This window comes from Peptoniphilus sp. HMSC062D09 (assembly GCF_001811425.1).
GTDB lineage: Bacteria > Bacillota > Clostridia > Tissierellales > Peptoniphilaceae > Peptoniphilus_A.
On sequence record NZ_KV804709.1, the window covers coordinates 46,420 to 59,317 of the forward strand.

A 12,898-nucleotide genomic window follows, 5' to 3' on the forward strand; every position below is an offset into this window, starting at 1 on the left:
ATTATATCATAAATTTATTAAATTGTACTAAGGCTAAACTTATTTATTACTTAAATTTCAATTATTATCCTTGGCTGCATTTATGTCCACTATAAAAATGGAAAGCATGGTATAAAGTAGCCAGGACTTGTTGGGGTAGGAGAGATAAACTGGCTCCCAAGTTGGAGCAAATTTTTCCTTATAGGCTCTCAGTCCCTCAAAGGAATAAAATTTGTAGCCAAACTTGTAAATCAAGTAGGCAAGTTTTTCTTCCACAAAACTATTTGTGTTGATGCCAACATTAGATAGGGGCGCCATGCCCAGGTCAAAATAAATTTTTTCTTGGTCCTTAAAATACAAGAAGAGTTTCAAGAATAAAAATTCCATAATGCTGTTGGGAGACTTTTCTCTCTCAAACCTCATTAGGTCAATTGTCGCCCAAGTTTTGTTGGGGTTGGGCATAATATTTGCAAAGGCGAAAATTTTTCCCTCGGCATCTCTTGCCACTGCCATTTGGCACAAGTTTAAATAGTCCCTATTAAAGTAGCCAAGAGAAAATCCCTTCTCCCTCTTGCCCCCTAACCAGTCATCAGAAATTTCTTTCAGCATATCCATAAATTCGTCATTGAAAGGCGGCTCAATTACTTCAAAAGTGTAGCCTAATTTGTCAAACTTTGATAGGACATTTCTCTGTGACTTGTGCTCTCTTCCCTCTAAGTTAAATTTCTCTAGATCTAGGGCTGCCGTCTCCCCAAATTTTATAAAGGAAAAGCCAAAATCGTGAAGCTTAATAGTTTCTCCTTGTCCCACTTCATAAAAAATTGGCTTATAACCGTAGAGGTCTGCTTCTTTTACAAATTTTTCTAATAGCTTGTCAAAGTCCTCGGTCCTTCCAAAGGGCTCTCCCATGACAATGACTCTGTCCTTATAGGTTGCAAGGGCAAGGGCGCAAGTTATGGCACCATCTTCCTCGTAGTAATAAATCTCCTTGTCGCCAACTAGGGCAAGAGGAGCTTCGGCAGGGCAGTCGTAGTCACTTAAAAGCTTCCTAATTTTTTCCAGATCCATTTTTTCTCCAAGCTTAACTTTTTTCCCTTTTAAGAAAAACAAAAGTAGCCGCATGGAAATAAATAAAAGCACAAAGATAATAGAAAATCGCAAAAAACTTTTCTCAAAGGGAATTACAAAGAAGTCCCTGTAATGAATTGGCTTTAGCCTATAATTTATTGCCATAAAATAAATTGTAATTACAGAAATTACGACAAAATAAAGGCTGTCTATGGTAATGGCTTCAAAGGAATAGACAAGCTGTTTTCTGTAGGGCATATTTCTCGTGAAAACTGCCAGAAGGATGACTAAAATTAAAAATACCATTTCAATTATTCCAAAGCCGCTTAAAAAGGAATAGATAAGGGCTAGGGCGAGAAAAATTATGGTAAGCCTTGGTGCACTCTCCACCTTTTCTTTGTTGGCGCGACCTAAAATTATAAAGGAAACTCCAAAGATTAAAGATGGAAATTGGTAAATCAAGTTTGCATAAAGGGGACTAAACTGACTTAGCCAATAATGTTCATTCATCTCTTCTGGAATAGTTGCAGATAAAATCATAAAGCTTCCCGTCAAATACAAAAAGAAGGAGAGAAGGTCTAGCCCCAAGGACCTCATAATTCTCGAGGGAATCTTATCATTTTTCTCGTCAAAGATTGTACCCAAGTCCCTTACAAAAAATACAAGTCCAAGGATAAAGGGAAGGATGTAATAAAAAATTCTGTAGAGAAGTAGCCAGCTTAGGACTCTTTCACTTTCAAGGCCTATAGAAGAAAAGGCAGTTAGTATTACAAGGTCAAAGGATCCTAGTCCGCCAGGTATAAAGGAAGAAATCCCAATGATGTTTGCAATGACAAAGGCAGCAATAATTATAAAACTATTGAGTCTTATGCCAAGTATAAATCCAAGGAAGGAGAAGAAAAGTCCTGCACAGGTCCACTCGCAAATGGACACAAGAGAAACTTCTGCGGCATATTTTTTTGAAATTGAAAGCTCTCCATCATTTCTAATTTTTGAAAGGAAAAATAAAAGAGGATAGTAGAGAATTGCCCCCAGTAACCAAATTTTATAGTTGATTAAAATTTTGCTCTCGTAAAAAATTAGAAACACTAGAGATGTAAGTGCCAAAAAGGACAGACCTGCAAAGTCAAAGAAGAGGGACTTCACCAAAAATTTTAAAAAGTGCTTGTCTTCCTTGCCCTCGCCAAAATATCTCATCCTGAGTCCAATATTTATGATGCCGCCAAAGCCTATTAAATTGTTAAAAGAATTTACAGTTATAGATCTTTTTACAATGTAATTTTTGTCCCTGTCTAATTTTAAGAAATTGCATAAGAGCAAATCGTAGAAAATCATGGGCGAAAAGGCAAGAAGACCTAAGACTGCCATGGCGAAAATTTTTATTAGAGAAATTTCATTAAAAATATTTGAAACTTCTTCCAGGGAAATTTCCCTTCTAAGTTTTGTAAATTCAAAAATTACTAAAAGAATTACGCCAAAGAGAAAAATCGGCTTAATTCCCTTGGCAAATTTTTTTAATTTTTCCATTAATTAACCTCTTTCTTTAAAAAATCAAGAACCACTTGGTTGTATTCGCAAGGCTTAGTCCTTGCCACCTTGTGTCCGTGATTTTTTATAATATATAATTTAGATTTTTTTATTTTTTTAGCAATATTGTGAAAATTTTCCAGATAAATTAAGTCTCTCTCGCCAGCAATAATTAAAACTGGAAAATCAAATTTTTCGTAGTCAGAATCCACAATTTTTATTTTATCAAAATTTAATTTATAAACAGAAAAATAATTTCTAAGACCTGTAAAAATTTTGGATAATATTTTTAGGTTGTAGTAAAAAATGTAGGTGGCGATTCTTGGAATAAGTTTTATCTGTGAAAAATCCTTGTTGGGAGAATTTAAAATAAGTCTCTTAACTCTCTTGGGATAATTTTTTGCAAAAGTTAGGGCTAGATTTGCCCCGTCAGAAAAACCCAAAATATTTATGGTCTCTATCTTTAATGCTTCCAGGACCTCATAGACATCAAGAGACAAGTCCTCCAAATTTAAAGAATAATTTTTGTCGCTTTTGCCATGACCTCTTGTGTCCATGGCTATGACCAAAAAGTCCTTCTTAAAGACGACAATTTGCTTTTCAAAAAAAGAATAGTCGTCACCATTTCCATGTAGGAGTAAAAGTGGCTCGCCACTTCCAAGAATTTTTACAAAAATTTTTGCACCGTCGCGCATTTCAATAAATTTATCCAAATCCCTCACCAAGCATATTCTACCACCTTTAAAAGATGATGGCTTAACTTTTAACTTACCAAGACAAAAAAATTTTTCAAAGAAAAAAGGGGCTTTTGCAAAAGTCCCATAATAGAAAAAGACGAGGAAACATAAAAATCCTCGCCTTTTTTTGATACAATGTATTTTTGAAAACCGTTACGAATACATATCAAAAAAGGGCAAAGAATTCATAAGATGTAATGACAGATACAGAAAAAGAAAAATTGAATACATAACAATAACAAAAGTCTACAGATCTTTCGACTGGAACAAAGAAGGACAAAAAACCAAAGGAATCTACATAGCAGAAACATTTCAAAAATATAGAGAAGAATTCCTAAAAAGCATAATATCCGACCAAGGAATAGAAGAAAGAATAAATAGATCAATTCAAGCCGAAGGAGCATTTTCCAAAATAAAGTCAGGCTTAAACTACAACAGATTTCACCACAGAGGAAAAGAAAACATAATAAGTGAAATATGTCTCTTATCAATAGGGCTAAACTTAAATACTTGATAAAAAAATGATGTTACAGAGTAGAATCATCTATTCTGCAACATCACCTTATTTTATCTTTCATCTCTTTAATTATGGTAAGTCAATAAAGAATTTCCCTAAAGATACGGAAAATATTAATACTATAAATACATATTATGAAGTTTATAAATACCGTAAAATCCTGAAGTTAATTCTCTAATAAATATCAATATGTCTTAGTATCTTTTAAATTTTTAAATAATCTTCCAGTTCTATAGACAGGTTTAACAGACTCTATTTTACAATTCAAAAATCTCATCTGCCACTTCATTTAAAAATTCTATATCATGGGAAACAATAAAAATTATTTTATCTTTATTTCTATATTTTTTAATCAGTTCAGATATTTTTATCATATTAGCATAATCCATGCCGCTAGTGGGCTCATCATAGTAAACAAAAGTAGAGTCTTTACACATTATGTAGGCTATTGCAAGTCTTTGCTTTTGTCCTCCTGATAAGCTCATTGGGTGTCTTTCAATAAATTCGTCGAGGCCTAAATCTTTTAAAATAGTTTTTGCCTTTTCTTCATCAAAATTCTTTACACCTAGGCTAAGCTCTTTGAATACTTCATCTGTAAATAATTGATGATTTACGTCTTGCATAACAAGTGAAGAGTTTTTGAGTCTTTCTTTTTTAGATAGCTTCTCTCCCTTAAAATAAATTTCTTCTTTTGATTTTTTCTCAAGGCCAATTAAACATCTTAAAAGCGTTGACTTTCCTCGTCCGTTGAATCCTATTATGCCATAAATTTTCCCAAGCTTAAACGCAATGTCTTTTAAGCTTAAATACTCATCATCAGTAAATTTGTAGCTAAGATTTTTTATCTGATACTCTCCACCATCTTTTAAATAAGGAACTTCTAATTTACTTAATTCTTTATCTCTTAAACTTAAAGTGTTCAATTCATTTTTATCTAGCTTTAAAAATTCACTCCTCCTATAAATTTTTTTAAGTTTGCCCTTATCTATCAAAAATACACGGTCAACTATATCCATTAAATAATAGATTCTATGCTCAGCTACAATTATGCTTATTCCCTTTTCTTTTAATATCTTTAGCATCTTTGTCAAAACACTTATGCTTTTAATATCCAAATTTGATGAAGGTTCATCCATAACTATTATCTTTGTGCCTGCTATATAAGAAGCGGCAATGCAAAGTATTTGCTTCTCACCGCCGGATAGATTAAATATATTTCTGTTCAAAAGATTTTTTATCGGGAATATCTCAAGCATATCACTTAAACGCTTGTCCATCTCTTCTCTTGCAAGACCAATATTTTCCAAATAAAATAATAATTCTAACGTAGTATTAACATTAAAGAAATATGTCTTAGGATTTTGAAAAACAGTTGAGACAAGCATTGAGATTTGATAAAGTTCCAAATCTTTTATATTTTTGCCATCAATAACTATTTCGCCCTTTGTCTTTGCGTTATCATACCTTACAGCTAGTCCATTGATAGAGTTTATTAAAGATGACTTACCACTTCCACTTTTTCCTGTAAATAGCACGCACTCTCCCTCGGTTACGGATAGTGATATACCATCTAATATATGTTCTTCGCCATAATTAAGGCTTAAATTTTTAACTTCTACCATATTAAGCCTCCCACAATAAGTCCAGCAACAGCTAAAACATAAACAAAATCAATTAACTGTACTTTTACACGGATATATCTAGTCTTAGCAATTGGATTTTCTATTGCCTTTGTTTCTGCCGCTTTTGCAATGTCATCTGCAATATTAGAAGATATAATTAGCAGTGGCACTGAAATATATTCAAGATATTCGATTGGGTTTTTAAAATCTATCCCTCTTACTCTCATAGCCATTTTGATGTTTTTCTTCTCTTCTTTAAATGATGGAAAAAATCTAAACATAACCGCAATAGGTATGGATACATTCTTTGAGATCTTAAGCTTATCCATTGACGAAATTATTGTACCTACATCAGAGGTCTTTATCATAAAGCTAGCAGCCATAAATGGTAAAATAAACATTCTAATTACAATAGGTATACTCAAAAACATCTTAACTATAGGGTTTAATTCAGATAACACCATAAAATTAGGCAAGGAGTAAAGTATCCCACATAAAATAATCCATTTGAAAAGTGTTTTTTTGTATCTATTCAAATAAAACAAAATTGAAAAAATACAAATTATCGCCAATTCAAAACGGATATTTATGCTATGCATAACAGTTAATCCCGTAAAGAATACAACTAATATCTTACTGATGGGATTTGGATTAAAGGGAGCATTTGAAAAATAAGTAGGCATTATACAATGCCTGCTTTTTCAAAGTGTTTTTTCAATAGTGCCTTGCCTATATATGCTCCAAGAATTCCTCCTAAGAAAGCACCTAAGGCTACTAAGGCCATGTGAGGATATGTTATTAGTTTTTCCAAGGCTACTACATAGTCATCCCCCATCATCCTACAATGCTCTATATATACTTCTTTTGCTAAAAGCATTTGCATCATAGAACTACAAATCCATGTGCTAAAAATGGCATAAGATATCATATTGTATTTAAATGAATTATAATTACCAATCTTTCTAATTAATTCTGCTATTATCATTACTATAAGTGATAAGACTACAACTACGTAGGTATGACCAGCTGCAAACATCACAAGTGGTGATATCATACCAAATATAAATAACGACCATGGCTTTTGAACTTTAGTCATAAATAACATAACTACAGTCCCTGCAATTATGCCCAAAACTGTTGGGTATATTAAAAACAATATTGGAATCATACCCATCATTCCAATTCCAAACATCAAGGCGAAATAAATTACAGCAAAAACACCGATACTTACTAAATCTTTTACTTTTAATTTTTTATTATCTACTTTAACCTCCTAATAAATAAATTCTTCTGCCATTTTTGTCTTTTCTCTTTATTTTATTTTTAATTTTTTACATTCATATTTGAAAGAGCCTTGGCTTGCATTGCTAAACCTACCATTATCATAGTAAAATCTACAACTGGTTCTGCCCACCAAACAGCCCCTGCTCCAAATATTCTTGGCAATATAAGTAAGGCTGGGACAAGTAGTATTAACTGTCTTAGCATTACAATCATTCCAGCTTTTTTTCCATCCCCTATCGCTTGAAAAAAAGTTATTGTCATAATCATAATTCCATAAAGAATAAATACTGAATAGAATATTCTGAAATTATTAACTCCGCTTGAAATTATATCCTGACTTACTTTAAATAAACCAAGTAACTGTTTTGAAAATACTTGTGCTGGTAACCAAAAAATTGCTGCAAGTACTGTTCCTCCTATAGAAAATATCTTCATAGTTTCCTTTACTCTATCGTATTGTTTTGCTCCAAAGTTTGTACCAATAATCGGCTGTAACCCCTGACTCATTCCCCAAATTGGTATAAATGAAAATCCATAAAATCTCAAAGTTGCTGACATTAATATTGCATTTGGATCTCCTCCATATCTAAAAGCTTGTCTATAAAGCAATGTTTGCTGAACCATGAAAAATACTTGCATGATCATAGCTGATACTCCTACTCCAAACATTTCCTTTGATATATCTTTTTCTTTTTTTATTTTCCCTATTTTTACATTTTCACTTTTATTCTTAAAATAATAAAGAGTAATAACAGCTTGAATTATTTGTGCTGTTACAGTTGCTATAGCTGCTCCCTCAATGGCATAATCACCCATTGCTTTCATTAGTATTGGATCAAGAACTATATTGATAAAGGCACCGAGTCCCATGATACTCATTGCTCTTTTCATAAGCCCTTCACCACGCATAACCATATTGGCTGACTGGGTAAAGTTTACAAAAATTGAGCCTAGAAATATTATTCTTAAATATCTTATACCTAATGTCTTTATTTCTCCTGTTGCTCCAATTAAATCTAAAAAATATGGTCCTAGAAGTATTCCTCCTATTGTTATAATCGTTGAAAAAAAGATAACCCAATAGATAAGATTTCCCATAAGTTTGTCTATAGTATCATTATCACCTTTTCCCATGGCTCTTGATAAAATGGATGCCGAACCTATCCCTATAAGCGTTGCAATCCCATTATTAAAAAACGTAAGTGGCATAGCTATTGAGCAAGCCGCCATAGCATTCTCACCAATTATTTGTCCAGCAAATATTCCATCCATAAGTGGATATAGGCCTATAACTACCATCCCAATTACTGCTGGTATAGATAATTGAAACATTAAAGACAATGGCTTCTTGGTTAACAACTGTTCTTTCATGTTTTGTTCCATTTTTAATCCCCTCAATAAATAAATTCTTCTGCCATTTTTGTCTTTTCTATTAAATTCTTGTAAACTTTTGATTTTTGTAAAAGCTCTTCATGTTTGCCTTGGCTTTCTACTTTTCCGTTTTCAAGAACTACTATCTTGTCTGCATTTTCTATGGATTTCATTCTGTGTGAAATGATTACAACAGTTTTATCTTTAATTAAATTATTTAATGACTCTTGAATTTTTTTCTCGTTGTCAACATCAAGGCTTGCTGCTATTTCATCTAAGATCAATATCGGTGCATCTTTTAAGAAGGCTCTGGCTATTGATAATCTCTGTCTTTCTCCCCCTGATAGCTCAGCTCCATTCTCACCAATAAGTGTATCGAAACCCTTATCCATTTTTTCTATAAAGTCTGTGCAATTTGCAAGTTGTGCTGCTCTTTTAACTTCTTCGTCACTTGCATCTTGCTTACCAATTCTAATATTTTCCATAACGCTTTGATTAAATAGAACGACATCTTGAAAAACTATTGATACCTTGTCAAAAAGGGATTCTGTTGATATTTCTTTTATATCCTTGCCATCGATTAAGATTTGTCCCTCGTCATAATCATAAAGTCTTGATATAAGTTTCAAGATAGTTGTTTTGCCACATCCACTTGCACCTACCAAAGCAGTGACCTCTCCCTGCTTAGCCTTAAAGCTTAGGCCATTTAAAACTTTTGCGTCTTTATTATAGGCAAATTCAACATCTTTTAGATCAATATCAAATTTTTTCAAATTATAGTCTTCACCTTCCTGTAAATTTTGATTTTGAATTTCTTTTAGTCTTTCAATTTTTGGCGATAAATAAAATATCTCCATCATGCCCTCTTTAGATGCATCTAGAGAGTCTTTTAGCTTTATCGCCGCTAGTAAATATCCTACAAGGTAGAGGGCACTTATCTCTTTATTAATAATTAGATTTACACCAACAAATATTACGACAGCAAGGGAAATAAAGCTAAATATTGAAGATATAGACATAGTTAAAATAAGTCCTATTTCTGTCTTTAAGTGGACTTTTTCACTTTTATCCATTTGTTCATATAGCTTTTCTTTCATTTCCTCTGATAAGCCATAGGCTTTGATCTCCATTTGCATCTCTATATTTTCCTGGAAACTTTCTGAGTTTTCTCTTAAGGCGTCATAATATCTTTTTTCTCCCTTAACTGAATGATTTTTAGATAGTGGTATGAATATAAAGCTTAATATCGTTGGAATAATTACAGCTAAGCCCATTTTCACATTGCTTATTAGCATCATGACGGATATAAGTGGGAAGAATAATACCATGCCGCCCACCTTTGGTATTGAGTGACTCATTGCATGTTCTATACCTTCAATATCAGACATGATTGTTTGCGCTAGGTCTGAAATATCATGTTTAGAAAAGTATGACAGAGGTAGTTTTGATAAATTCTCCGCTGTCCTTATTCTTAAATCTGCACTTTCTTGATAGGTTGTGCTATATAATTTATCGTATTCGATAGAAAGCAAAATATACATTGCTAGCAAGGTCAAGGCTGAGAATACTATATAAAATCCCTTGCTTTTGCCAATATTTTCCAAAACTTCTTGAGCAAAAATCATTAGTAATATGGCAGGAAGCATGTTTATACAATAAACGAAAAATGAAGCCAGTGTTGCTTTACTTAAATTTCTTGCTCCTTTATCTGTAAGAGCAAATCTTTTTTTATAAAACTCCTTCATTTGAAACCCTCCATTCATTTGCACTGTTAAACATTTCTTGCAGTCTCTTATAGCTTGTATCTCTTGACATTAATTCTTTGTCAGAGCCTCTTTCTATAATTTTTCCACTATCCATTACAATAACTTCATCAAGGTCTTTAATTGTAGATAGCCTGTGTGCAATCATGATAACTGTTTTATCTTTCATAAGATTTTTGAAAGCTTTTTGTAGTTCAAACTCGTTATCTGGATCAATTGATGCTGATGCTTCATCCATAATAATAATTTTGGAATCCTTTAAAATTGCTCTTGCAATTGCAATTCTTTGTTTTTCTCCACCAGATAAATAAACTCCCTTTGAGCCTATAATTGTGTTTTCTCTTTCTGGGAATTTTTCTAATATCAAATCGCATCCTGCTAATTTTAAGGCTCTCATAACATCATCTTTCGTCGCATCTTTATTAGCTAAGGCTACATTTTCATAAATGCTTTTCTTGAATAATTTTGAATCTTGAAAAACAAAAGAGATAGCTTTAATTAAGGCTTCGTCAGAATATTCACTTATTGCTATCCCGCCTATCTTTATGCTTCCTTCATTAACATTGTAAAAACCTGATATAAGTTTTGCCACTGTTGATTTGCCTGATCCAGATGAACCGACTAGTGCATAGGACTTTCCCTCTTCTAATTTAAAGGATAAATTTTCAATGACAGCCTTATCGTTATAAGCAAAGCTAACATTGTCAAATTCTATATTATAGTTTTTAAAATTATTGACATTACCATGCACTAATTTGTCTTTTTGCATATCTTCATAAAGCGCCTCTAAAGTATCTACTGCATAATTGCCTTGAGAAATGTACATGGAGTACCACATCATTCTCATAAATGAAACAAAGAGAACTCCTGATAAGAATAAAATCATGATAAGTTCAAGTAAAATCACCTTGGTGCTAGCTAAGCTAGTCATAAAATAAACTATAGGAATAATTAAAATTGCAATCAGTCCAAAAAATAGCCATTGATACAAAACGTAAGGTTTTTTACAAGATAGGGAATAGTCATAAGCATATTTTGAGTAATCTTTTATAGCCTTATAAAAACTTTTAAAGGACTCAACATTTACTCTAAATATTTTTACAACTTGCATTCCTCTAACGTACTCAACAGTCTCAGCACTTAGTTTAGATAAGGCTTCTTGGTATATCTTCATAAATTTTTGCTCGCCCATCATTGCCCCTAAAATTAAGCCGCCGATTATTGTAAGAGCAAGCAAGGTTATGCCAACTCTTATACTTACTATAAAGCCTAGTACAAGGACAAGTATGGGTGTAACTATTGCCTGAGAGCTATCTGGAATCATGTGAGCTACAACCTGATGAGTTTGTGCGGCATTGTCATCTATGATTTTTCTAATTTGACCAGAAGGATTCAAGTCAAAAAACCTAAAACTAGCTTTCTCTAAACCATCAATCCCTCTTTTCCTCAAATTTGTTTCAAGCCTAAATCCCAAGATGTGTGAAAACATTCCTGAAACAAAATAAAATATCGCTCCAATTGTTAGTGTAATAACAGATTTTAATGCTAAGCTCTCTGCACCAGATAAATTCGAATTAATTATTAACTTATCTAGAAATTTGTAGATTAAATAATATCCATATACCGTAAGTGCAGCAGATATAGCAGAAAAAACTATAGCTAAAACCCCAAGATATTTTTTATCCTCTACATAAGCAAATAGTTTTTTGTAAATCTTCATAATCATATCTCCTTTCTTTGATATCCCTTTTAGATATAAATTTCCTTATTTGATAATAAGTATCATTGCTTTTATATTATATATCGGTTATAATTGCTAATACAATAGTTTTGAATTAATAAGGCTAATTGGAATATTGTCTAAAAGGGATAGGTGTGTTATGTCATATTATGATTTTGTAAAAGAATATATGAAAGTGGATGAATGTAAAAACAATAAGAAGTATTCAAGTGCAGGGCACACTTTTTGTTGGAGTAAAGATGATTCAACTTATGCAGAAGGGCTTTATTGGTTCTATGAAGGAGATGGATTTATTATTGATGTCCATGATTTTTATATCAGAGAAGAAGTAATTCAAAATAGCACTTATAGCATGGCAGACTATGTTTCAATTTATTCAAGCTACATTGTCAGCGCAAACGGAGAAAAATTTAATCCCTATCAAACACTTACCGCAAACTCATTATGTACTTTTGACTTTGACAACATAAGAGATGATTTTGTTTTTTTATTACACGAGAATTGTTGTTATCTTGCTGTTTCCATTGGTTTTAAAAAAGAACTAATAGAAAAACATTTAGCATCTATTACCATTAATCCAGAATCATTTTATTCAGCTTTACTTCAACCGAATCAAATAATTCTTACAAAATCCTTAGAAAAAGTTGCAATGGAAATATTAAATTGTAAGATGGACCTTCCTGCCGCTGATTTTTTCTTTAAAGCCAAAGCAAATGAATGGGTAAGCATCGTTATAGATACCTACTTAAATAGAAATAAATATAAAATTGAGTCCGATGATAATAAAGCACTTGAAGATGTAGCAAGATTCTTAGATGATCATTTCGCCATGAATGTAAATCAAGAAACCCTTGAAAAAATATCTAAAATGAGCGGAACAAAATTAAAAAATTTGTTCAAAGAAAAATATGGTCAAAGCATTACAGAATACACCCAAAGAAAAAGAATGAATGTGGCTGAAACTCTTCTCTTAAATACCGAACTTCCAGTAAAGGAAATAGCGGAATCTGTTGGATACTCATCAGCAAGCAAATTTTCCATTTATTACAAAAGGTACAAAGGAAAACTTCCTAGTGAAGTTCGTAATTTAGCTTGCAAGGATCACAATTTAAAATGCGATTATTGTGATTAAAGTATTTTTTTATTTATAGGTCCTTATCTTATATGGTTTTATAGATATTGGTATAGGTATGTATAAATTTAATAAAAAATTGGCAAAAAAATAAAGGGGCTGTTGCAAAAGTCCCATAATAGAAAATATAATAAGTGAAATATGTCTCTTATCAATA

The 12,898-nt window shown here is 32.2% G+C and carries 10 protein-coding genes; 2 read left to right on the forward strand and 8 right to left on the reverse strand.

Annotation, left to right across the window (positions count from 1 at the left end; genetic code table 11):
* Positions 1–57 precede the first annotated feature (57 nt).
* Positions 58–2,574: a bifunctional lysylphosphatidylglycerol flippase/synthetase MprF gene (mprF, locus tag HMPREF2801_RS04865; RefSeq protein ID WP_070610892.1), complete on the reverse strand. Its 2,517-nt coding sequence runs from the start codon at positions 2,572–2,574 to the stop codon at positions 58–60.
* Complete coding sequence (locus HMPREF2801_RS04870; protein WP_070611010.1) at positions 2,574–3,287, reverse strand: alpha/beta fold hydrolase; 714 nt, start codon at positions 3,285–3,287, stop codon at positions 2,574–2,576. Before HMPREF2801_RS04870 ends, mprF begins: the two co-directional genes overlap by 1 nt.
* A gap of 151 nt (positions 3,288–3,438) precedes the next feature.
* Here HMPREF2801_RS04870 and HMPREF2801_RS04875 point away from each other — a divergent pair, with 151 nt between their 5' ends.
* A complete protein-coding gene (locus HMPREF2801_RS04875; protein ID WP_070610894.1) occupies positions 3,439–3,825 on the forward strand; it encodes a transposase in 387 nt (128 codons plus the stop codon).
* 260 nt (positions 3,826–4,085) lie between these two features.
* Here the strand turns inward: HMPREF2801_RS04875 and HMPREF2801_RS04880 are convergent, their stop codons facing one another.
* The 6 genes from HMPREF2801_RS04880 to HMPREF2801_RS04905 all read right to left on the reverse strand — a co-directional run bounded on the left by HMPREF2801_RS04880 (position 4,086) and on the right by HMPREF2801_RS04905 (position 11,588).
* Positions 4,086–5,450 (reverse strand): ABC transporter ATP-binding protein, encoded by a 1,365-nt coding sequence (locus HMPREF2801_RS04880; RefSeq protein WP_070610895.1) that lies wholly within the window; start codon positions 5,448–5,450, stop codon positions 4,086–4,088.
* Entirely contained in the window at positions 5,444–6,133 is a 690-nt protein-coding gene (locus HMPREF2801_RS04885) for an energy-coupling factor transporter transmembrane component T family protein (protein ID WP_070610897.1), read from the reverse strand. The genes HMPREF2801_RS04880 and HMPREF2801_RS04885 overlap by 7 nt, the downstream gene beginning before the upstream one ends.
* On the reverse strand, positions 6,133–6,675 hold the full coding sequence (locus tag HMPREF2801_RS04890) for an MptD family putative ECF transporter S component (RefSeq protein WP_070610899.1): 543 nt from the start codon (positions 6,673–6,675) through the stop codon (positions 6,133–6,135). Before HMPREF2801_RS04890 ends, HMPREF2801_RS04885 begins: the two co-directional genes overlap by 1 nt.
* 98 nt (positions 6,676–6,773) lie before the next feature.
* The gene (locus HMPREF2801_RS04895; protein ID WP_070610901.1) at positions 6,774–8,117 is read right to left on the reverse strand and encodes an MATE family efflux transporter; all 1,344 of its coding nucleotides are present in this window, start codon (positions 8,115–8,117) and stop codon (positions 6,774–6,776) included.
* 11 nt (positions 8,118–8,128) lie between these two features.
* Positions 8,129–9,850, reverse strand: a complete 1,722-nt coding sequence (locus tag HMPREF2801_RS04900) for an ABC transporter ATP-binding protein (protein WP_070610903.1) — start codon at positions 9,848–9,850, stop codon at positions 8,129–8,131.
* Positions 9,834–11,588 carry an ABC transporter ATP-binding protein gene (locus HMPREF2801_RS04905; RefSeq protein ID WP_070610905.1) on the reverse strand — a complete coding sequence of 585 codons (1,755 nt, stop codon included), beginning with the start codon at positions 11,586–11,588 and terminating at the stop codon, positions 9,834–9,836. Before HMPREF2801_RS04905 ends, HMPREF2801_RS04900 begins: the two co-directional genes overlap by 17 nt.
* Before the next feature lie 160 nt (positions 11,589–11,748).
* Here HMPREF2801_RS04905 and HMPREF2801_RS04910 point away from each other — a divergent pair, with 160 nt between their 5' ends.
* A complete protein-coding gene (locus HMPREF2801_RS04910; RefSeq protein ID WP_070610907.1) occupies positions 11,749–12,741 on the forward strand; it encodes a helix-turn-helix domain-containing protein in 993 nt (330 codons plus the stop codon).
* Positions 12,742–12,898 lie beyond the last annotated feature (157 nt).